The 22028-nt window shown below is 68.8% G+C and carries 19 protein-coding genes; 14 read left to right on the top strand and 5 right to left on the bottom strand.

Features of this window, described 5'->3' with window-relative positions; all coding sequences use genetic code 11:
• Nucleotides 1–13: 13 nt before the first annotated feature.
• From G1H11_RS12250 to G1H11_RS12205, 10 genes are all read left to right on the top strand, one after another.
• The gene (locus tag G1H11_RS12250; protein ID WP_163818874.1) at nt 14–667 is read left to right on the top strand and encodes an FCD domain-containing protein; all 654 of its coding nucleotides are present in this window, start codon (nt 14–16) and stop codon (nt 665–667) included.
• Entirely contained in the window at nt 660–1748 is a 1089-nt protein-coding gene (locus G1H11_RS12245) for an alcohol dehydrogenase catalytic domain-containing protein (protein ID WP_163818873.1), read from the top strand. The genes G1H11_RS12250 and G1H11_RS12245 overlap by 8 nt, the downstream gene beginning before the upstream one ends.
• A gap of 58 nt (nt 1749–1806) precedes the next feature.
• Nucleotides 1807–3003, top strand: a complete 1197-nt coding sequence (locus G1H11_RS12240; protein ID WP_163818872.1) for a peptidoglycan recognition protein family protein — start codon at nt 1807–1809, stop codon at nt 3001–3003.
• 109 nt (nt 3004–3112) lie between these two features.
• On the top strand, nt 3113–4351 hold the full coding sequence (locus tag G1H11_RS12235; RefSeq protein WP_163818871.1) for a TadA family conjugal transfer-associated ATPase: 1239 nt from the start codon (nt 3113–3115) through the stop codon (nt 4349–4351).
• Nucleotides 4351–5211, top strand: a complete 861-nt coding sequence (locus tag G1H11_RS12230) for a type II secretion system F family protein (protein WP_163818870.1) — start codon at nt 4351–4353, stop codon at nt 5209–5211. The genes G1H11_RS12235 and G1H11_RS12230 overlap by 1 nt, the downstream gene beginning before the upstream one ends.
• Complete coding sequence (locus G1H11_RS12225; RefSeq protein WP_163818869.1) at nt 5208–6155, top strand: type II secretion system F family protein; 948 nt, start codon at nt 5208–5210, stop codon at nt 6153–6155. The genes G1H11_RS12230 and G1H11_RS12225 overlap by 4 nt, the downstream gene beginning before the upstream one ends.
• 26 nt (nt 6156–6181) lie before the next feature.
• Nucleotides 6182–6361 carry a hypothetical protein gene (locus G1H11_RS12220; RefSeq protein ID WP_163818868.1) on the top strand — a complete coding sequence of 60 codons (180 nt, stop codon included), beginning with the start codon at nt 6182–6184 and terminating at the stop codon, nt 6359–6361.
• Complete coding sequence (locus G1H11_RS12215) at nt 6358–6777, top strand: TadE/TadG family type IV pilus assembly protein (RefSeq protein WP_163818867.1); 420 nt, start codon at nt 6358–6360, stop codon at nt 6775–6777. Before G1H11_RS12220 ends, G1H11_RS12215 begins: the two co-directional genes overlap by 4 nt.
• Nucleotides 6774–7196: a pilus assembly protein gene (locus G1H11_RS12210; protein ID WP_163818866.1), complete on the top strand. Its 423-nt coding sequence runs from the start codon at nt 6774–6776 to the stop codon at nt 7194–7196. Before G1H11_RS12215 ends, G1H11_RS12210 begins: the two co-directional genes overlap by 4 nt.
• Nucleotides 7193–7657 (top strand): pilus assembly protein TadG-related protein, encoded by a 465-nt coding sequence (locus G1H11_RS12205; RefSeq protein ID WP_163818865.1) that lies wholly within the window; start codon nt 7193–7195, stop codon nt 7655–7657. The genes G1H11_RS12210 and G1H11_RS12205 overlap by 4 nt, the downstream gene beginning before the upstream one ends.
• A gap of 109 nt (nt 7658–7766) precedes the next feature.
• Here G1H11_RS12205 and G1H11_RS12200 read toward each other — a convergent pair whose 3' ends face one another.
• Complete coding sequence (locus G1H11_RS12200) at nt 7767–10823, bottom strand: DUF222 domain-containing protein (RefSeq protein WP_163818864.1); 3057 nt, start codon at nt 10821–10823, stop codon at nt 7767–7769.
• A gap of 769 nt (nt 10824–11592) precedes the next feature.
• On the opposite strand from G1H11_RS12200, the gene G1H11_RS12195 reads away from it, so the two are divergent.
• On the top strand, nt 11593–12078 hold the full coding sequence (locus G1H11_RS12195) for a GNAT family N-acetyltransferase (RefSeq protein WP_163818863.1): 486 nt from the start codon (nt 11593–11595) through the stop codon (nt 12076–12078).
• A gap of 238 nt (nt 12079–12316) precedes the next feature.
• Complete coding sequence (locus G1H11_RS12190) at nt 12317–12862, top strand: NUDIX hydrolase family protein (protein ID WP_163818862.1); 546 nt, start codon at nt 12317–12319, stop codon at nt 12860–12862.
• Between the two features lie 266 nt (nt 12863–13128).
• On the opposite strand, the gene wecB is transcribed toward G1H11_RS12190, so the two are convergent.
• Complete coding sequence (gene wecB / locus G1H11_RS12185) at nt 13129–14310, bottom strand: non-hydrolyzing UDP-N-acetylglucosamine 2-epimerase (protein WP_163818861.1); 1182 nt, start codon at nt 14308–14310, stop codon at nt 13129–13131.
• Nucleotides 14311–14544: 234 nt separating this feature from the next.
• Here wecB and G1H11_RS12180 point away from each other — a divergent pair, with 234 nt between their 5' ends.
• On the top strand, nt 14545–15150 hold the full coding sequence (locus tag G1H11_RS12180) for a sigma-70 family RNA polymerase sigma factor (protein WP_163818860.1): 606 nt from the start codon (nt 14545–14547) through the stop codon (nt 15148–15150).
• Nucleotides 15151–15155: 5 nt separating this feature from the next.
• Here the strand turns inward: G1H11_RS12180 and G1H11_RS12175 are convergent, their stop codons facing one another.
• Nucleotides 15156–17918, bottom strand: coding sequence for a helix-turn-helix transcriptional regulator (locus G1H11_RS12175; protein WP_163818859.1), 2763 nt, complete (start codon nt 17916–17918; stop codon nt 15156–15158).
• Between the two features lie 214 nt (nt 17919–18132).
• Here G1H11_RS12175 and G1H11_RS12170 point away from each other — a divergent pair, with 214 nt between their 5' ends.
• Nucleotides 18133–20688, top strand: a complete 2556-nt coding sequence (locus G1H11_RS12170; protein WP_163818858.1) for a LuxR C-terminal-related transcriptional regulator — start codon at nt 18133–18135, stop codon at nt 20686–20688.
• A 47-nt stretch (nt 20689–20735) separates the two neighbouring features.
• Here G1H11_RS12170 and G1H11_RS12165 read toward each other — a convergent pair whose 3' ends face one another.
• Nucleotides 20736–21188: an Hsp20 family protein gene (locus tag G1H11_RS12165; RefSeq protein WP_163818857.1), complete on the bottom strand. Its 453-nt coding sequence runs from the start codon at nt 21186–21188 to the stop codon at nt 20736–20738.
• Nucleotides 21189–21351: 163 nt separating this feature from the next.
• Nucleotides 21352–22020, bottom strand: a complete 669-nt coding sequence (locus G1H11_RS12160) for a UDP-N-acetylglucosamine 2-epimerase (protein WP_163818856.1) — start codon at nt 22018–22020, stop codon at nt 21352–21354.
• Nucleotides 22021–22028: the final 8 nt, after the last annotated feature.

The following is a 22028-nucleotide window of genomic DNA, read 5'->3' as shown; positions in this document are numbered from 1 at the left end:
ACAAGTGACAGACGTGGCGAGTGGGCCTCTCCTTCGGCCAGGTGTCCGGGTCGGCGAGCGGGTCTATCGAACCCTGCGGCATCGCATCCTCACCGGCGGACTCGAACCGGGCGAGCGTCTGTCCGTGCCGGCCATCGCCCGCGAGCTCGGCGTGAGCCGCAGCCCGGTACGCGACGCGGTGCTCCAGCTGGTCCGTGAAGGACTGGCCCAGGAGACCCTCAACCGCGGAGCGGTGATCTCCAGCATCGGCCGCGCCGAGCTGGTCAGCCTGTACGAGGCGCGGGAAGCGCTCGAGGGCATGGCGGCACGGCTGGCGGCTCCACACTTCACGCATGACCTCCGGCGCCGCCTCCTGGACAATCTGGCCGAGCACGACGAGGTGGTGGCGAGCGGCGACTTCGACCGGCACATCGACGTGGACGCCGCTTTCCACCGCGAGATCCGGCAGTCCGCCAACAGTCCGGTTATCGCCCGGATGCTCGACCAGATCCAAGGCCAGATCATGATCGCAATGCGCTCCACCAGTGTCAGTGGTGGAATGGACCGCGCCCTGCATGACCATCGCGAGATCTTCGAGGCCGTCGCGGCGGGAGATCCCGACGCCAGCGAGGCGGCAGCGCGGCGGCACATCGCCCGGCTCACCGAGATCCTGCGCTCCGATGGCTGACCCGTCCGTCGCCCACGTGACGTCACTGCGGTTCCGTGCGCCGGGCGGATACGAGACCGTCTCTGAGCCCCCGCCCGCCCTGGCCCCGGCCAGCGTCCGCATCGCTCCGCTCGCCGTGGGTGTCTGCGGAACTGATGCGCACATCGTCGCGGGCCAGTTCACCGCCGAGGACGGCGTCGTACTCGGGCACGAGATATGCGGCCGGGTGGTGGAGCTCGGATCCGACGCCACTGGAGTCCAGGTCGGGGACCTGGTCACCGTCGAGCCGCACCGGTACTGCACGGCCTGTTCTTACTGCCGCGCCGGTCGGGAGCACCTCTGCGGGGCCAAGCGCGGCTATGGCGTGCGGCTGGACGGCGGCATGACCGAGAGCATGGTGGCGCCCGCGCGGATCGCCTACCGCCTGCCCGCTGAGACACCACCATGGATCGGCGCACTGTGCGAACCAGTCGCGTGTTGCATACATGGCCTGGATCGGCTCGGCGTCACCTCCGGCGAGCCGCTGCTGATCCATGGCTGCGGACCCGCCGGGGCGATCCTCGTCGCGCTCGGCCGGCTGCTCGGAGCCTCGCCCATTGTGGTGATGGACCCTCAGCTCAGCCGGCGTGAGCTGGCCCAGCGGATGGGGGCGGATCTCGCTCTCGATCCGCACCAGGACGGATGCGCCGACGCCGCGCTGGCGTCGACGGGCGGGTTGGGGTTTCCCGCTGTGATCGACGCCGTCGGCTCGGCCGCCGTTCTCGAGACCTCCGTGGCGATGGCGGCCCGGGGCGGACGGGTGCTCGTCTTCGGCGTCGCGGCGCCAGGTGACACCGCCGTGATCAGCCCGCACGAGCTGTTCAGCCGCGAGCTCACGCTGCTCGGATCGGTCATCAACCCGTACACCCACCAGCGCGCCGTCGCCCTCCTCCCTCGCCTGGGACTCGACCGGCTCACCACGGCCTTCTTCGGCCTCGACGAGTTCTCCGCGGCGCTGGATGAGCAGAAGATCGGTGCTGTGGACAAGATCTTCATCGCCCCGCGCGGCCGGGACGCCGCAGCCGGAAATCTCCTCGAATCGCTCGACGAGTCACAAACATGACCACTAACCTCAAAACCAACCGTGACAGAGAGTCACGGAAGTTGCGGGGGAGATAACTATGACCACCGAGCGCGCCTCTACCGGCCCGTTACACCACGACCCCACCCGGAGGTCTGTCCTGCAGTTCGCACTCGGCGCACCGCTCGCGGCTGGGCTGGCCGCCGCCGTGCCCGTGCTTTCCGCGTTGCCTGCCAACGCGCAGGCTCGTCCGGCCGTGCCGCGAATCGAGCGAGTCTCCATCGGTCGCGGCACGTTGCGCACGGTGGGCCGAGCAGCCCACCTGCGGGAGGTCGCGGGCGCGGACAGCGCAGCGCGCCGTTCCACCGCCGTGGGCATCCTCGCGACCAAGCAGATCCGCACCGACTCGTTCTCCGGCGCCGCGCTGACGTGGTCGGGGGACGCGCCGTCGGAGGCCACGCTCCTGTTGCGCACGCGTAGCCGAGGCGGCGGATGGTCTGCGTGGAGGGCTCTGCACGACGACGAGCACGGTCCGGACCCGGACTTCCCTGAGGCGCTTCGGGCCCGCCGTGGCACCGACTTCGTCATCACCGGCGATTCCGATGCCGTCGAGCTCCGGATCGAGACGCCGGACGGCGAGATACCTCACGACCTGGGCATCGAGTTGGTCGATGCCGGGCACTCACCGGGCGACGCCGCGGTGGCAGCGCCGTACAACGGCGACATGTCGGCCGCCGCGTCTCGCCCCACGATCCGATCGAGAGCGAACTGGGGCGCCGACGAATCGATCCGCGGTAGCGCTACCTACGGCCAGGTCCGCGGTGCGTTCGTCCATCACACGGCCGGTAGCAACGGCTACAGCCAGTCCGATGTGCCGGGAATCATCCGCTCGATCTACGCCTATCACGTCAACGGGCGCGGCTGGAAAGACATCGGGTACAACTTCCTCGTCGATCGGTTCGGCCGGATCTGGGAGGGCCGGCACGGCGGCGTCACCCGCGCGGTGATCGGCGCGCACACCTCCGGCTACAACAGCTATGCCTTCGGGACGAGCCTGCTCGGCAGCTACGGCAGCACCAATCCGTCCGATGCCGCTCTCACGGCCATCGCCCGGGTGATCGCGTGGAAGTTCACGGTCCACGGCGTCGATCCGACACGCGTCTCCTATCCCTCAAGCCTCACCCCGCAGCCCGCCATCGCGGGTCACCGCGACGCCGGCGCCACCGCATGCCCGGGCGACCGCCTGTACAGCAGGTTGAGCATCATTCGTGGCCGAGTGGCGAACGCCATGGGCTGACAACGCCAGCCTGTGGATAACCGAATTGGCCCCTTGCGCACCGTGACCGGCACCGGCATGATCATCCACCTAATCCGCCGGCGCAAGGTTTGTGAGGGGTGGGCAAGTCATGGCGGCAGTCGACATCATCGACGCCGAAGTCAGGGGCATCATTCGCCGCGAAGGCATCGACCCGGTGGCGCAGCGCGACGTCGTCCAGAAGATCGTCGCCGATGTGATCACCTCCTACGGGGAGCAGGCGCTGGTCCGCTCGCTGCCGGCGCTGGGAGATCAGGCCGAGATTACCCGGACGCTGGTCGACAACATCGCCGGCTACGGGCCCCTCCAGCGGTATTTCGACGATCCCGAGGTGGAGGAGATCTGGATCAACGAGCCGAGCCGGGTCTTCGTCGCCCGGCGTGGCATCAGTGAGCTCACCACCACCATCCTCACCCAGGAGGAGGTCGAGGCGCTCGTCGAACGGATGCTCAAGAGCTCCGGTCGCCGGGTAGACCTCTCCAACCCCTTCGTCGACGCCTTACTGCCGGACGGCAGCCGTCTGCACGTCGTCATTCCCGACATCACCGCCCGATACTGGGCGGTGAACATCCGCAAGTTCGTCGTCCGCGCCGCCAGCCTCGACGATCTGGTCTCCCTCGGTACGCTGAACCGGCAGGCGGCGACCTTCCTCGATGCTTGCGTGGTGGCAGGGCTCAACATCCTCGTCAGCGGCGGCACTCAGGCCGGCAAGACCACACTTTTGAACTGCCTGCTGGCCGCCGTTCCCGCACAGCAACGGGTGCTGACCTGTGAAGAGGTCTTCGAGCTCAAGCCTCCTCTGCCCGATGTCCTGGCCATGCAGACCAGGCAACCCAGCCTGGAGGGCACCGGCGAGATCACCCTGCGGCGGCTGGTCAAAGAGACACTGCGTAAGCGGCCGGACCGCGTTGTCGTCGGTGAGGTGCGTCAGGAGGAGGCCTTCGACCTGCTCCTGGTCTTGAGTTCCGGGAAGCCGGGCATGTGCACGCTGCACGCCAGCAGCGCGCGAGAGGCAATCCGCAAGCTGTGCCTGCTTCCGCTGCTGGCCAGCGGGAACATCAGCAGCGGGTTCGTGGTGCCTACGGTGGCGAGCTGCGTCGACGTGGTTGTGCACGCCGACATCGGGAACGACGGACGGCGGCGGGTCACGGAGATCGTCGCCGTTCCCGGACGGTACGAAGGCGACGTCATCGAGCTGGAGCCGATCTTCACCCGCCACGACGACGAGCTGGCGCGGGCGGACGGATACCCACCACACCCGGCGAAATTCGAACGCGCCGGTATCCACCTCCCTTCCGTACTGGATGGCGAACTCCACGGTGTGAGCTGATGGGCGCGATCCTCGGTCTGACGTTCGGAGTCGGCGTCCTCATGGCATGGCACGGCTGGCGGCGACCGCACCGGCCGGCGCACCAGCCTGGACCCGGCCTGATCCACCGGCTCAACGACCTGATCGCCGAAGCGGGCCTGGAAGCGGTGTCGGCACGGCAAGTCCTCATGTCCAGTCTCGGCCTCGGCACCGTCACTGGCATCGTCTTCCTGGCCGTCTCACGCACGTGGCCCATCGCCCTGGTCTTCGCCTTCTTCGGGGCACAGGTGCCCGTGTCCCTAGTGCGGATCCGGGCTCGCGCCCGTCGCCGGGAGCTGCGCGACCTGTGGCCGGACGCTGTCGACAACCTGGCCTCCGCCGTGCGGGCGGGCCTGGCTCTTCCCGACGCCCTGTCACAGCTGGGCAGCCGGGGCCCGGAGCCGCTGCGCCGCCCTTTCCAGCGATTCGGGGAGGACTACCGCGCCAGCGGGGCGTTCGGCAGCTCCCTGGATGCGCTGAAGCAGCGGCTCGCCGACCCCACCGGTGACCGCATCGTCGAGTCGCTTCGCATCGCACGGGACGTGGGTGGCACCGACCTCGGGCGGCTGCTACGGACCCTCTCGACCTTCTTGCGCGAGGACGCCCGCACCAGATCCGAACTGGAGACCCGGCAGTCCTGGGTGGTGAACGCCGCCCGGCTCGCCGTCATGGCGCCCTGGGTCCTGCTTGCGCTCCTGTCCCTGCGCTCGAGCTCGGTGCAGGCGTACAACGCGCCGTCGGGTTGGCTGGTCCTCGCGGCCGGTGCGGGGGTGTGCGTGCTGGCATACCGCCTGATGATGCGCATCGGCCGGCTTCCTCGTGAAGAGCGGGTACTGCGATGAGCCCAGGGCTGGCCACGGGCGCGCTGATCGGCGGAGGCGTCGGCTGCGGGCTCTGGCTCGTGTGGTCTCGTCTGCCGTTCCGCAACCGACCCACACTCGACGACCGGCTCGCACCCTACCTGGGCACGCATTCCGATGCCCGGATCGAGCGCGCGCTGGCCGAGCGCGACATCACGCCGTTCCCCACCCTGGAGCGGCTGGCCGGGCCGTACCTGGCACGGGGAGCCCGCTATCTCGAGCGCGTCGTCGGCGGCGGAGGCTCCGTTCGCAAGCGGCTCGATCAGGCGGGCCGCGCTGAGGAGCTGCACGAGTTCCGGACCAGGCAGCTGTTGTGGGCCGCTACAGGTGGAATCGGCGGGATCGCCGTCAGCCTGCTCATGCTCGCGCGTGGTTACGGTGGCTCACCGCTGCTGCTGGTCTTCTTCTCGGCCGCCGCCGCTGTGGGCGGCATCGTCGCCTGCGACCAGCGCCTCACCGCAGCAGTCCGCGAACGCGAGCGACGGATGCTGGCCGAGTTCCCCACCATCGCGGACCTTCTGGCGTTGTCGGTGGCCGCCGGAGAGGGCGCTGTTGGCGCACTGGAACGCGTCGCGCGCTCCAGCTCCGGTGAGCTCTCCCGCGAGCTGCAACGCGCGCTGGCCGACGCGCGCGCCGGGGCCGGCCTTGTCCAGGCATTGGACCGCGCCGCGGATCGGACGAGCCTGACACCCCTGGCGCGTTTCGTCGACGGCATCGCGGTCGCGGTCGAGCGTGGTACGCCGCTGGCCGACGTACTTCGCGCGCAAGCTGCGGATGTACGCGACCTGCGCAAACGAACGTTGATGGAAATCGGTGGCCGCAAGGAAATCGCCATGCTGGTGCCGGTCGTCTTCGGTCCCCTGCCCGTCACCGTCCTGTTCGCCCTCTATCCAGGCCTGATCCAGATCGGCGCGGTAGTTCCGTAGCCGGCCTTCACGAAGGGATATTCTCCATGGTCAAGACAGACATTCGTCGCCGAGCCTCCGCCTGGCTGCGCCGCGAGCGCGGCGACGTACCCGGCTGGGTCATGGTGACGATCATGACTGCCGGTTTGGTGGCGATTCTGTGGCCCCTGGCCCAAGACCTGCTCCAGCAGATGCTTCAGGGCGCGTTGAACCTGGTCAGTCCGTGACCCTCCGCCGTGTCCGCACGGCCGAGTGCGTCCGGCCACGCTCGCCCGAACGCGGCGTGGCCGTCGTCGAGTTCACCTTGGTCTCGGTGCTCCTGGTCACACTGTTCCTGGCGGTGCTACAGATCGGCTTCGTCATCCACGTGCGCAACACTCTGGTCGCCAGCGCAGCCGAGGGTGCCCGGCATGCCGCCAATGCCAACCGCAGCCTGGACGACGGCAGGGCGCGCACCAGGTCCCTGATCGCAGAGGCGCTCTCCCTGCGGTTCGCCGGTGACGTCAGCACGCGGATGGTGAATATCGGCGGTGCGGCCACGGTCGAGGTCACGGTGACCACCACCCTGCCGGTCGTCGGCCTCCTGGGTCCGGCGCGGGGGTTGACCGTATCTGGGCACGCGGTCGCGGAACCTGGACTGTGAGCCGGCGCCACGAGCGCGGCAGCGCCATCGTTGAGTTCCATTTCCTCGGCCTCCTGCTGCTTGTGCCGATGGTGTACGTGCTCCTGACGGTGCTCGACGTCCAGCGTTCCGCCTACGGCGTCACGCAGGCGGCCCGGGAGGCCGGCCGTATGTACGTCGCCACCGGCGACGAGTCGGCGGCACGCGCGGCCGCGGGCGTTGCACTGATGGATCAAGGGGTCGACCCCGGCTCGGTCGCTATCACCTTGTCGTGTTCCGCCTATCCCTGCTACCAAGCCGGGGCCGAGATCACCATCACGGTGAGTGGGAACGTCGATCTGCCGCTCGTTCCGGACGTTCTGGTCGGCACCGCCAACGCCCGGATCCCCGTACACGCCACGCACGTCGCCGTCGTCGACCACTACCGGGAGCTGGGATGAGCGCTGTTCAACGTCGACGCCGGCCGGATCGGGAGTCGGGACAGATCACGCTGCTGGTCATCGGATTCGCCGTGATCGTGGCGCTTGCCGTCGCCGTGGTGGCCAACGCCTCGAACGTCTTCATGCAGCGGCGCTCCCTCGTCTCCTGGACAGACGGTGCCGTGACCGTCGCGGCGCAGCAGGTCTCGCACGCAGATCTGTACGGCGGGTCCCGAGTTTCGACCCTGCCCCTGTCCGAGGCGGCAGCACGGCAAGCCGTCTCCGAGTATGTCGGCCGGAACGGGCTGGCTGGCCAGTTCGACGGGTTCCAGGTGGTCAGAGTCTCGGTTGAGCCCGGAAGCGGTCGCGTGACGGTCGAGTTCTCCGCGTCTGTGCCACTACTGGCGGCCGGAGACGTCACGGCTGGCTTGGGGTCGTTCACTGTCACCGCACGTTCCACCGCGGTCGTCCCTCTCGATTGAGGGGTCTGGCGTGTGCACCGGCCCGGCGAATCGGCAACCGAGCTTGATCCTAACCACTCGGGCTCGACGAGGAACGCCGGTGGATCCGAAACGTCCCGTTTGGACACCATTAGTAGGGCACGGGTTCCGTGTTTGGGTCGTAGTCCGAGGTGGTGGGGTGGGCGTAGCGTTCTGCTTTGCTTCTGCTGGTGGTGGTTTGGGTGCCGGCACGTTGCGCAGGTCTGTGGGCGGGGGCCGGGGGCAGGATGGGGTGGCATCGGCAGTGGGTGTGGCAGCCGCAGGCCAGCACTCTTGCGGACTGTTTGACACGCGAGACGGGCAGGGGTGTCGTGTGCGGGTGCCATTTCTCGCCTTCGCGGGCGTAGGCCTCGGCTGTGTCGAGCTCGGGTCCCCGCTTTCCTGGCCCTGGGCCTGACTGTTCCTGCTCTGTCTGCCGCTGCGCCGTGTCCGCGCGGCCGGCCTGCCCGGGTCCTGCCTGCCCGGGTGGGGTGTGTCCGTGTCCGGCCTGCCCGGGTGGGGTGTGTCCGTGTCCGGCCTGCCCGGGTGGGGTGTGTCCGTGGCCGGCCTGCCCGGGTGGGGTGTGTCCGTGGCCGGCCTGCCCGGGTGGGGTGTGTCCGTGGCCGGCCTGGCCGGGGTGTGTGTGGCTCGTGATCACGGTGGTGTCGAGGACATCGGCTAGGGGTTGTGGTTGCGGTAGTGGCGGAATGACCGGGGTGGTGGTGTTGACGTAGGTGTGCCCGAGCGGGCTGGTCCACACAGTGATCTCGGGGTGGGGTTTGTCGACCAGCCAGCCGCCGTCGTGTTTCAGGCGGTGATCGTGGCGGCAGCAGCAGCTCAGGTTCGCCGCCGTGGTGAGCCCGCCATCAGCGTGATCGATCGCGTGGTCCTGATCGGTGTGGATCGCCCGCGCCCGGCAGGCCGGATGGGTGCAGCGCCGGTCCCGGATCTGGATCGCCCGCCGCAACCTCGCCCCGGCGCTACGCCGCTCGGCATCCTCACCCACCCCACCCATCCCGGACACCCCGGTCCCGGACCCACTGGTGCCGGGCACGCTGGTGCCGGGCGTGGAGGCAGGGGTGCCAGGCACGCCGGTGCCGGACCCACTCGTGCCGGGCGCGGACACATTGGTGCCGGGGACGGTGAGGCCGTGCTGGTGGGCGATGTCGGCGATCACCGCGTCCCAGCGGCCGTGACTGCCGAGACGGTGGACAAGCCGATCCAGGTCGGCGATCTTCACCTGCAGCTCCACGATGCCCGCCCGCCGCCGCTCCCGCCGCCAGTCCCGGTGCCGATCGCGGCGCTGACCCTGTGGCCCGCCGCCCTGCTGCCGCTCCCTGCCCCGTTCCTGCTCCCGGCCGCGGCGCTGGCCCGAGCCTGGCTCCCGGTCCACGTGCGAGACATCACTCCACGAAGCCATGGACGTGGACGTGAGGGTGGGTGTGGGGCGCCGGTCGGTGATCCCGCAGTCCAGCATCCGCCCGTCAGCGCCGCACACCACCCACCGCCATTCCCCCGCCACCATCGCGGGCACAAGCCGGCGAGCCAGCGACGCCGGCACGAAATCCCACCCCGCGATCTCAGCCGGATGCTCGTTCAACCCCAGCAACGTCAACAACTCCACCCGCAACTCCCGCACCGACCAACCCACGGCACAACCATCAGCGCCATCGTGGCCACGCTCGCGTGCACCATCGTTTCCCTGACTGTGGACACCCGCTGACTCGCGGCCACCGTCGCCGGGGCCGCCACCGCTACCTGGGCCATCGCCGTCACCGAGACGATCATGCTCGCTTGGGCTGTTGTTGCCGGAGCCGTCATCACTACCGCTGCCGCCGGGACCGTCGTGCTCGCCTGAGCTGTCGCCGTCGCTCGGGCCGTCGTGCTCTCCGTGCTCGCCTGGGTCATCGTCGTCGTTCGGGCCGTGGCTGCCCGCAGGAGCGCCACCCGGGCGGTCACTGCCGCTGTCACCGGGGGCGCTGCCGTCACCTTCAGGGCTACCGGGGCGGTTACCGTCGCCCGGGCCGCCGGGGCCGCCATCGCTTGGGTCGTCGCTGGAGCCGCCGCCGTCGCCAAGACCGCCGTGGTCACTTGGCCCTCCGCCGGGACCGTCGTGCTGGCCGGGGCCGCCATGGCCACCTGGGTTGTCGTCGCCGGGGTGATCGTTGTGGCTACTGGTAGTGGGTGCTTCGGTGGGGTCGGTGAAGGGGTGAGCGAGCACGTGCGCGATGATCTGCTCGTCGCTCATGCCCTCGAAAGTGGCGTCGAGCATCCCCAGGTACACGTCCACCCGGACGTGATCGATACGGCGCCGGTCCCCGGCCCGTTTACACGCCCGGGCCAGCGCGTCCACCCGGTCACACGCCGCCGCGACCCGATCCACCGGCAAATCCAGCCCCGCGAGATTCGCTGTGCCGTCGTCGTTACGTGAACCCTGCACCCGGCGACCCTTCACCGCGGTGCGGTAGCGCCGCTCCGCCCAGTCCGGATCGATCGCGATCGCCATCCGCTTGATCCGATCGATCAGCTCACCCACCAGCAACCCCGCCGCCTGCGGCAACAACACCGCAATGATCTGCCCCGCCTGAGCGTCGGTGAGCCCACTGGTCCACTGCGTGAACGCCCGCGCCCGGTCCTCATCAAGATCACCGGCATACATCGCCTCACCCAGCATCGGCAACCGCCGATGCACATCCCAGGCCAACCCGAACGAGGTATCCGCCCGCCGCCGCGACCACACCAACGCCGCCCGCGCCTCCTCGGCAGCGAACTCCCCCGGACACTGCACCCGCGACACCGCATCCTTAGAACCCACCCGCCGCAGCCCGGACTCCAACACCGCCGCCAGAAACACCGCCCGCTCATACCCGGCCTGGCGATACGCCGCCCGCATCACCGCGACCACATCACCACCACGCACCCGAGCCACCGGCAACTCCGCCAGCACCGCAGCCAACTCCGGCCCCGGCCGCATCACCGCCAACCCCTCCGGCACCCGCACAAACCCCCCACCGGCACCGGCACCGGTATCGGCACCAGTCTCGGCTGGCAGCGGGCCAGCGCCCACGGCGTCCGGGCCTCGGGCGTGCGCCGGGTCCGCGGCGTCTGGACCACCCCCGGGGGACACCTCTGGCAGGTGTTCACCGCTACCAGGTTCGGGATCGAACACGGCCGGCACCTCCTCGGGTGGTGGGGTGTGAACAACTACCAGTTAACTACTGATGATCATAATAGGTACCTGTGTTCGATTCAACCCTTACACCCAGCATGTTCGTGCTTTTTTCCGGCAACCCCAACCTAGACACAAGCGCCCCACCCGAAAGAGATCCGCCAAGACCACGCGCCATCAGGAACAGCCCACAAGCACCCTCGACGCAACGCCATCACCCAGTGAAGCGACGAACACGGGCGTGCCTGTAGACGCCAATACCGGGAGCAGCGATCAGGGGCAAATCCCGCAATGCAACGCCATGACTCCGCCAGCGACGCGCGCTCCCCCGCCGATTTGCTGGTCACCAAGCCCTCGTCGACCCGGCGGTGCGGGTCAGGTCGTCAAATAGCTCTGACCTACGTCGTGCGGGTCGGATGGTCCCCGCTGTTTTAACCTGCCTCACAGCGCATCTCGGCAAGCGCACTGCCGAGTCGGTGTACAGGACCTGAAGGTCGATCACCGTCGCACAACGCACCCGGCACTCAAGCGCTTCGGCGCGTGCATAGCGATCGGTTCAGCGGCTGACCGCGCGAGAGGCCGCCCGCCGACAGGGCAGCGCCGAGGGCGCCGCTTGCCGAGGACACCGCTTGCCGATAGATGCGGCGTGGAACTGCGCCTGCTCACGCTTCGCGTCATGAAACCAACTGTCCACGACGTCTCAGGCGTCAGCGATGTCTCGAGACAGGTCATACCTGCTCGCTGGGTCGTTCGCATACGGTGGGGCGCCATGGGTGTGCAGATGCGTATAGCCGAACCGGGCGACGTGGATGCGATCGTCGCTTTCGGCACAGCCGTAGTCCCACCGCACTATGCGCCGATTCTGGGCGCCGACGCCGCACGGGAACAGGTGACCTGGTGGACGCCCGAACGTATGTCATCCGCTGTCATGGCGGGAAGGGTTCATGTGGCGGAGACCGACGACACCATCGTGGGTGTGTGTGAAACGAGCGAATTCGCCGGCGAGCAGGTGATTTGGAAGCTCTATCTCGCGCCGGACTTCCGGGGCCGTTCGCTCGGCGTCGAGTTGCTCCGTCGCGCCATAGCCGCGCTCCCCGCCGAGACCGACCACGTCCTTGTCGAGCACTTCGCCGGTAACACGCAGGCGGCAACGTTCTACGAGCGCGAAGGGTTCACAGTGGTCACCACCGAGCCAGCCAGCTCTGGCGATCCGAATGCAGCGGTCGTCTGGCGCCGGCTGAACCTCCGCGAATAGGCAGTGGATAGTCCACGGATGAGCCACGGCAGCCGCCGTCAGTGCGATCCCTGATTCACCGACCGAGCACCTTCCGCAGACCCGAAATCGACCTCCCGGACAACACCAGCCTCGCTACCTCCCCGATACCGCTCGATGAGGCCTGGGACACCCTGAGCGAGCCGTCCGGCACGGTGACACGGCACACATCGGGTGGTGCGGCACGCGCAGGCGCGGGAGAGTCGGGTAGAACGGGGGAATGAACCAGACCGCGGTGGACACTCACGAGAACTGGCTGGATCCCGACGACCTCGCGCTCGCCCGCAGGCGGCTGCCGATCCTGTACATCAACGCGGTTCCGGTCCGGGTGGACGACGCGGGTGTCGTGACGTCCGTCGGGTTGCTGCTCCGTTCCACGCCGGCCGGGACGATCCACCGCGAGCTCGTCGCCGGGCGTGTGCTTCACCACGAACGCATCCGGGACGCGCTGATCCGGCATTTCGAGAAGGACCTCGGGCCGATGTGCCTGCCTAGGATTCCCGCGTCTCCGACTCCGTTCACGGTTGCCGAGTATTTTCCTACACCGGGCGTCACCGCCTACCACGATCCGCGCCAGCACGCGGTCGCGTTGGCGTTCATCGTGCCGGTGGCAGGAGACTGCGCTCCCCAGCACGACGCCCTGGATCTCGCCTGGCTCTCGCCGGCCGACGCCGCGGACGAAGCGCTCCAGGACGAGACCCGCGGCGGCCACGGTCTCGTTCTTCGCCAGGCGCTCGCGCATCTCGGCTTTCCGCCAGCCGTATGACCCGTGAGTGGGCGACGAGCTGGGACGGGGTGGCGGACCAGAGCGGGCGACGAACGAGAACGGCTGGAGCCGCCGGCTCACCCCTCAGACCGCACCTGAGCTCAGGCGACGGGAAGCACACCGTGAGCATCTGGCACGGCCAGCCAGCGGCCCCAGCGCGTACCACTGTCCTGGAAACCGCGGGTGAGTTCATGCTCACATCGGGGCATCGCGCGGATCGTGTGGATGTCACGGACACATCATGTGGAAAACCCGCATTTCGGGCATTACGAGGCCTTGGCTGAGTCGACGCGGCGCGCAGGCGCACCGAACTCGGGCAGTCTGCGGCCCACCCCGAGGAGTTCCTCGATGGCGGCGCGCACTCGACGAGACGCGCGGCCATCGCCGAACGGATTGCCGGTCTCCGCGGCGACCCGGGAGCCCGACGAGTCGAGGACCCGGAGGACGGCATTGACGATCGCTCCGAGCTGCGTGCCGACCAGCCGAGCCGTGCCCGCTTCCAGGGCCTCCGGCCGTTCTGTCGCCTCGCGAGTGACGAAGACCGGCACGCCGAATGTCGGCGCTTCCTCCTGGATGCCGCCGGAGTCGGTCAGCACCGCCACCGACCGGCTGAGCAGCCGCGAAAACGGCCCATAGGGCAGTGGCTCGAGCACCCGGATGCTCCCGTGCGCGCCTCGGTGGGCTTCCAGCATCTCACCGGCGACGGTCTCCTCCTCAGCCACGACGACGACCAGGAGATCCGGCCTCAGCCGGGCGATCGCACTCACGGCCCGCCCGATAGCGGCGACGTCGGTGGTCCGCCACCCCCGTCGTTCAGCCGTGACCAGCAATATGGGCCGTCCCGAGGTGATCGCCTCGTCCACCTCAGGATCGCCGGTGGGCTTACGCATACCGGTCGCCTGCAGAAGTGAGTCGATCACCGTGTTCCCGGTGACGCACACGTCACCGGGATAGATGCCTTCTTCCAGGAGGTTCTCCCTGCTCATCGCAGTCGGCGCCAGGTGCAGCGACGCCACCTGGGCGATCAGGCGCCGGTGGACCTCCTCCGGGAACGGCGAGTAGAAATAGCCGGTGCGCAGGCCCGCTTCGACGTGAACTACCGGCACCCTCGCGTAGAAGCCGGCCAACGCTGCCGCAAAGGCGGTGGGTGTGTCCCCCTGCACCACCACGGCGTCGAAGTCAGCCGAGGCGAGAAACGTCGAATACGCCTCAAGGGCTTGGCTGCCCACCCGAGCGGGCGAACCTCCCAACTCGAGATCCAGATCCGCATCCGGGACTATTCCGAACAACTGATGCACCGGGCGCAGAGCGTCCCGGCTCTGCCCCGAGACCGCGACCACCGGATGCAGCCACGCGCTCCGGTGGATCTCGGCCACCACCGGCGCCAGCTTGATCGCCTCCGGACGTGAACCATAGGCGACGAGCACCGTGCGCTTTCCCTGGAACACCACTTCCCCCTCCGCTGACCCGATCGCCGACCGCGACGCTTCGTGCCCCCACCCGTAGAGGTAGAGGCTGCCGACACCCCTACTAGCACGGGCATCGGCGAATGAACTGACCTTGGATTGCTCGCCACTTTCCCGTAGACCAGCTACCTACGGATCACGTACGTACCTCACGACCACCGGAAATGTGGATATCCGCGACGCGCTCCAGGCACCCGCACCGGCATCCTCGGAACGGTGATCAATGGGGTGGAGATCGACGATTCTTCGGAATTGCTCGAACGGGTGAGAAATGGCGACGAGTCGGCGTTCGCCGTGCTCTATTACCGCGCGGCTCCGGTGGCCCGGCGTGCGGCGCAGCGGATCGTGCGTGACATCCATGTCGCGGAGGATCTCGTGCAGGAGAGCTTCTACTTGACGCTGCGCGCGCTGCGGTCCGGGCATGGCCCAACCGACTCGTTCGGCGGATACGTCGTCTCGACGGTCAGGCGACTGGCGTATCGGTACACGGAGCTGCAGGCCCGCACGGTGAGCGTCGACGACTTCGCGACGTGGGAGAGTTCTGCGACCACGACCAACGCCCACCACGACGACGACCTGGTGACCGCCGCGTGGGCGAGCCTGCCCGCACGCTGGAGGCGTGTCCTGTGGCTCATCGAGGTGGACCAGTACTCTCCGGCGGAACTGGCACCGTCCATGTCGATGACGCCGAACGCTGTCTCCAGCCTGGCCACCCGGGCCCGGCGAGCGCTGCGCACCGCCTACGTCGCTCAGCAGCAAGCCGTCACCGGTGTTGCCCAGCAAGAGGCCACCATCGGAGCCGTCCAGCGGCAAGCTGCCTGAGCCGTTCACCCGGCATCCGTGGGCGGCTCGTCGCTCGTGGCGAACACGCTGGCCAGCTCCGTGCGGGAGCGCACACCGACCTTGCGGAAGATCCGGCTCAGGTGGGTCTCGACGGTCCGCACTGACACGAACAACTCAGCGGCGATCTCCCGGTTGCGCTTTCCCGCCGCGACGAGTGCGGCGATCCGCTGCTCGGCATCGGTCAGCACGCCGACGCTCGCGTCCAGAACCGTGCGGCGCCCGGACGCGCGGAGCTCCTCCTCGGCACGCGCGACGAGGACCGCCGCGCCGCACTCCCCGGCCAGCAGCGCAGCACGGTTGAGCCATACCGACGCATCGATCCGCCGCCCCAGCCTGCGCAGCCGCTCACCGAAGCAGAGCATTGTCCTCGCCAGCTCCACCGGTGACACCCGGTCGTTCTCTTGCCGGAGTGCCTCGTCGAAGAGGGCGACGGAGTCGTCGCCGTCGCTGACCATCGCGCGGCACCGAAGCACCGTGTGCCGCGCCCAGGCCGACGGCACCTTGAGCGTGCGCTGTTCGAACTCCGCGACCGCGGCCTCGGCGTGAGCCTGCTGCCCGACCCGCACGCACGCCTCGACGTAGTGCGGCTCGACCCCGAGCAGGGCGGGGTCCGCGTGCTCCAGCGCGTAGCGCCGGGCATGTTCCAGAACCGAGAGGGCGGCGTCGAACTGGCCCTGGAGCAACAGCAGTGCACCGGTCTCCGACTGCGCCAAGGCAGTGGCCCACCAGTCGCTGTGCCGCCGGGAACGCTCCGCCGACCGGTCGCGGCAATCGGCAGCGGACTGCTGCTCACCGAGCAAGCCGTACACCCGGATCATGTGTGCCGGGATGATGGCTCGCCAGAACCCGCCGATTCCGGTCTCCTCCCACGCGAGCGCAGCAGCCTTGGCCGCGGTCAGCCGCCCGGTCCGCGATTCGAGCACAGCCGTGATCGCCCACGCCACGCTACGCACCATGGGGGACTCACCGAGCCGGCCGTCCAGCATGGCGGTCCGGACCAGGCGGCGCGCCTCGTCGTAGCGTTCGCCATGGACGAGCGCCATCGCATGACAGACGTGCCCGTCGATCTCCAGCAGGACGTCGTCACACTCCGGCCAGCTGTCCAGCGGGACGGCGGTACTCGTATGGTCCCCTTGGATCGACGCCAGCCAGGCCGCCATGCGTGTGCGGGCGGCCAGGGTGGCGTCGTCGGTGAGCTCGGCGCCCCGGTCGGAGAGTGCCAGGAAGCGCGCTGCCTCAGCCGTCTCCATGCGTGCAATGAACCCCATCGCGGCGACCAGATTGAGCCTGGCCGCGCGGTTCGGGTAGGCGTTCACGACCTCTTCGACGTGCCGGCTGATCAGCCCGGCTGCCACGTCACCGTCGAGGACGTTGCGCGCCCTGGCTTCGAGCATGGCCAGGTCAGCACGCTGCTCGGCGCTCGTGTCGAGCCGGAACCGCTCGCGCGACAGCTGTACCGCGTCATCGACGTGACCACTCAGTAGCGCCAGCTGGCCAGCTGCCACCAACCGGTCGACACGCTCCCTCAGGTCTGCGGTCAACCGGGCCGACTCCTTGGCGTAGCGTCTCGCACGCTCGAGCTCCCCCGCGGACAACGCCTGCCGGGAGACGCGGTACAGCTCACGCGCGAGTTCGCCGTCCTCCTCGTAGGAGGCCCGAGCAAGATGCCACAACTGCCGGTCGGCATCCTTGCCGGCGTAGGCATCCGCGAACGCTGCATGCGCGGCGCGGCGCTCGGCATGGGACGCACTGTGCCACACGACGGAGGCCACAGCCGACGTACGCAGCGCGAACAAGCCGTCGGACTGGACGATTCGCTCGTCGAGCAGCCAGGTCACGGTCTCCTCGCCGTACCGGCGGAGCGCATGCAGAAGGGGCGCCATCCGCCCGTCGTCGCTCACGGATGCGGTAAGGAGAGCCAGTCGCCGCTGATCGCCGAGAGCCTCCAGCTCCGGCAGCACGAGCGTCTGCATCACGGGCGATCGGGGGAGGTAGCGGCCCAGCTCAGAGCGGCCCGCCAGCTGCGCTGCGGACAACCGGCTCATTGCGTCGAGCAGCACACCGGGGTTCCCGCCGGCGCGTGCGACGATCTCCCGAGCGATGCGCAGCGGTGCGGAGCCTTGGCTCGCGTCTTGGACGAGCTGTGCCGCTGCCGTCGCCGGCAGTTCATCGAGCCGCACCGTGGCGAGTGCCAGGAACGGGGCGGGACAGCCCGCATCGTCGCTGGCCAAGACGACCGCGACCGGCACCGAGGTCAGACGGCGGGAGACGAAGCCCAGGACCTCCTGCGAGAACGGATCGAGCAGATGGGCGTCGTCCACCAGCATCAGGACGGGAACACTTACGCTCTCGATCAGCGGCTGCAACCGGGTGGCCACCTCGTAGGGTGACACCTCCTCCCGCACGCCACCGAGAAAGCGCTGCACACGGGCGGCCACGTCGATCTCACAGAACCGCCCGAGTGTGCCGGCGAGCGCCGAGAGCACCAGGTGAAGTCCGGAGTACGGCCAGTCCCGCTCGGATTCCGACCCGACTACGTGCGCCACCGCGAGGTCGCCGAGGTCCGTCCCATCCCCGGACCCGGCTCTCGCGGCCACGGCACGAAGCAGTGCGCTCTTGCCGATACCCGGAGGACCGGATACGACTACCGCCCTGCCTGTACCGGCTGACAACCTCGCCACCGTGCCCCACACGTCGGCCAGCTCGCTGTGTCGCCCGGGCAGCTCACCCCACGCCACCTCCCGCATTGCACTCCCCTCGCCATGTGGTCACACCCGGACACGTCGAACCGCGGGGCTGCCGCGGTTCGACCGTCACCCACCAGGACACGGACCGGAGACATCTCTTACGCCGAGGCAGGGGTGAGGCATGGGGTGATACGGCGGGTGAGCGACGTGCCAGAATGGATCCGCCGAGCGTGATGGAGGGGAGACCACCGCGCGGAGGTGAGAGGTGGGCAACATGTCGAATCACGCAACGCGGCGTACGCCTTCGAACGGGCGGGGGCCGAACCCGACACTGAGCAGGAACAAGCTCGTGCACTCCGTCATCGGCGATCGGACAGCCGCATTGATCGTGTGCCAAGGCCCGGCCGGACTCGGCAAGTCGAGTCTTCTCGACGAGATTGCCCGGCAGGCCGGTCCCACCGGGCACACCAGGATCGGCTCCGACGACGAGCTGGCCACGCACCTCCGGAACATCGCCGCGGGATCACCTCCAGCGCGGATGATCGTGCTCGACGACGCCAGCGCCCACAACCCCGCACTGATGGCCTTGATCGAACACAACCGAATTCACGGCACGCGCGCGGTGGTGGCCAGCAGCGCGCCGCTCGCGGCGGTGACTCCGGGAATGCTCCTGGACGGCACTGTATCCGTGATCGGCATCGAGGACCTGCTCTTTACAGAGGACGACGTCGCGGCGCTCGCGGCGCGGTACAAGGCAACCCTCACCCCGGACGAGGTCGCTGCCCTCCATCAGGCCACCGACGGCTGGCCGGCCATGGTGGCAGCGGCCCTGCGGATGCATCAGCCGGACACGCCGGTCATCGCCCGGCCCGTGCGGGAGCTGATCGCCCGGTTCGTCGCCGACGAGCTGGTCGCCTCCGTGCCGGCGGACGAGCTCGCGGCGTTCACCGACGCCGCCGCAGTGCCCCAGATCGACGCCGCGATGCTAGCCACCCTGCTGACCTCGCAACTTCCCGGCCAACCCGGATCCGATCTGAACCCGCGCCGGCTGATCGACCGCTGGGCGGCGTCGGGCCTACTCGTACATGCCCCGACGGCCGGTCAGTGGCGCATCCCGGAACCAATCCGACAGCACCTTCTCGCCGACCTGGAGGTCAGGAGTCCCGGGCGGCGGGCCCGGTTGGTCACCACAGCGGTCCAGACGCTCGTCGCCGCGGGGCGCACCACGGATGCATTGCCGTATCTGGTCGAGGCGTCGCTCGACAAAGTCGTCGCGGGCGTGCTGCGGGACACGTGGGCTGACCAGATATCGCCGCAGGGCGATTTCCTGAGCGCCGGTCCGGCTATCCGATCGCTGAGCGACAAAGCGCTGGCGAACGACCCCAGCCTCCTGCTGATCTCAGCGATCTCCGCACTGCGCGCCCCGCCCGACCTGGACACGTTCGCACTGCGGCTGGCGCAAGCGGACGCCGTCATCGAACGGACGGCACTGAACGGGCCGTTGCTGTCCTTCCACTCGCTGAGCATGATGCTCGCTCGTGCCCGGGGAGACGTCGATGAGGCGAATGCCGTCGAACGCGCGGGGCAGGCGTATCTCGAGTCGGCCACCGACGGACAGCGTCACGAACACGTCAACCGGATCGTGTACTTCACCTACCAGACCGGGGTCTCACGGCTGGCTGAAGGGAACGTAGAGCAGGCCGAGACCGCCTTCCGGTCGGCCAAGACGCTGGCGCGGAACAATCGCGCGGACTGGTACATGGCGATCAGCGAGCGGTCGCTCGCCTACACATCGCTCCTGCGGGGAGATCTGGCCTCCGCCCGGCGTGCGATCGAGTCCGCCTCTGGTTATGCACGGCAGCACGCCGACGAGTTGCTCATCGAGCACGCGAACCTGGTCCTCGGCCTGCTCGAGCTGGAGCATGGGCGCATCTGGAACGCTCCGGATCTGCTGGACGCGGCTCGTGGGATGCTCGATCGCGACGCGGAGCCGCCCACAGCCTGGCACGCCTATGCATGGTCCACCCTCGGGCTGCTCTCCGGGGACCCGGCAGCCGCCGAACAGGCGCTGCTGCTGTCCGGGCCGGAGCACGCCACGCACAGACTTCCGCTACACCGCCTGCTGGTCTCCATCGCCCGTGCGCGAGCGCACGTGGTTCACGGGGACCCGAAGGCAGCTCTGGACGAGCTGGGAGGTTTCGATGCGGCGGACGCACCGGCGCAGCTCACTTCACTCGCGATGATCGCGAAGGCACAGGGCCTTATGGCATCCGGCGATCCGGTTGCCGCGGCGCGGGAACTCGCCTCGTCCGGCCTGGACGCCGCGTCCCTGACCTTGGCGGCACGCACCGAGTGGCTGGCCGTGCAAACTGAATGCGCATTGCTTCTCGGTCACGACCCGCAGCCGTCGTTCCGGCGGCTGCTGGCACTGCTGGAGCGAACGGGAGCGCGGCGCCCGATCCTCGCCCTCCCGCACCTGCGCGCGGCCGTCTTGACCGGCAAGCTCGCGGCAACGAGCCACCGTGGAATGTCGTCATTGGGCCTGGAACTCCGTGCGCTCGACCGTGCCGGCCGGGACGGCCCGCCCACACTGACGGACCGGGAGCACGAGGTCATGGTGGCGCTGGCCGGTGAGACCACGCTCGCTGCCGCCGCCAAGAGCATGTACGTCTCCACCAACACGATGAAGACGGTGACTCGTGCCGCCTATCGCAAGCTGCACGCCGCCGACAGGCACGAGGCCGTCACCATCGCGCGGGCACTGGGGCTGCTCGACGAGCCCACGGCGGCAGCAGGTAGCCGGCGACACGTCAGGGCATCTTCCGCATGATCCGATGACGACGGGCGGGCCGTGTCTCACCCGCCCGTCGGCTGCGTTCAGGCCTGGAGCTCCTGGCGGTCGGCCTTGTTGGTCTCGACCGCGTGGCCGGACTCCGCTCGGGCGACCTGGATACGCCGCGGCTTAGCCTGTTCTGCCACCGGAACGGTGAGTGTCAGTACCCCGTCGGCGTAGCTGGCCTCGATGTTGTCCAGCGATACGCCGTCGCCGATAGTCAGCTGCCGGGCGTAGGTGCCCACCGGCCGCTCCCGAGCGAGCCATTGCGCGTTCTCTTCGTCACGACCCGAGCGGCGGGCCTGGATGGTCAGCGTCCGGCCTTCGACGCTGACGTCGATGGAACCCGGATCCACGCCTGGAAGATCGAAGTGCATGACATAGTGATCCGCTGTGCGATAGAGGTCCAGCGGCATCGTGGCCGCGTTGCGAGCGGTACCGAACACCTGCTCGGCGAGACGGTCCATGTCGCGGAACGGATCGAAACGTGTCACCACACCAACCACCTCCTGACATCACATGCTCCGCCCAGTGCGGAGGCATCGTTCACATCTGCCGCCGTCTGTCCCGGGCATCCCAGGTGACCCAGGATGACAGGCGCTTACAGGAGATAAATTAGCACTCTCGACTATAGAGTGCCAACTTCTGCGGCCTGGATTCTCACGCGGCTTGAGTGGGGCTGAAGTCGGGCAGTCTCCGCCCGATGCCGAGCAGCTCCTCCAGCGCCGCGCGTGAGCGGGCGACGGCGCGAACGTAGCGGGCCTCCGACGCCGGCTCCCCCACCTCGTCGTCGATGTCGAGCGGGCCTGTCACCACCACATCGGCGGGATCGATACCCTCATCGACGAGATTCGCCCGCTCCGCGCACGTCGGCACCAGGTGAAGCGACGCGGTCTGCGCGATCGACCGGCCGAGCTGGTTCTCGGCGAACGACGCATCCCCGAGTTCCGCGCGCCGGCCTCCGCCCACGTGCACGATCGGCAACCTGGCATAGAAGCCGGCCAAGGCGACGGCGAAGGCAGTGGTTGTCTCGCCACCCACCACGACGACGTCGACGTTGAGGCCGTGCAGGTACATCGAGCTGCGTTCGAACGACGCCGACCTCCCGCCCAGGGCAAGCAGAGTCGTCTCCGCCAGCGGCTTCCCGCAGCCCATCGCGTCGAGGTCGATGTCTGGCTCGATGCGCAGCATCGCGTGCAGCTCGTCCAGCACCGGGCTGTGCAGGCCCGGTACGGCCACCATCGGGCGCAGCCCCTTCGTGCGCCGCAGCTCCATCACCAGAGGCGCCAGCCGCACCGCCTCCAAGCAGGTGCCGTATGCGATCAGCACCCGATTCT

This window comes from Phytoactinopolyspora alkaliphila (assembly GCF_010550695.1).
Lineage (GTDB): Bacteria > Actinomycetota > Actinomycetes > Jiangellales > Jiangellaceae > Phytoactinopolyspora > Phytoactinopolyspora alkaliphila.
The sequence above is the reverse complement of the archived record's forward strand: the minus strand, read 5'-3'. Positions and strand labels throughout refer to the sequence as shown.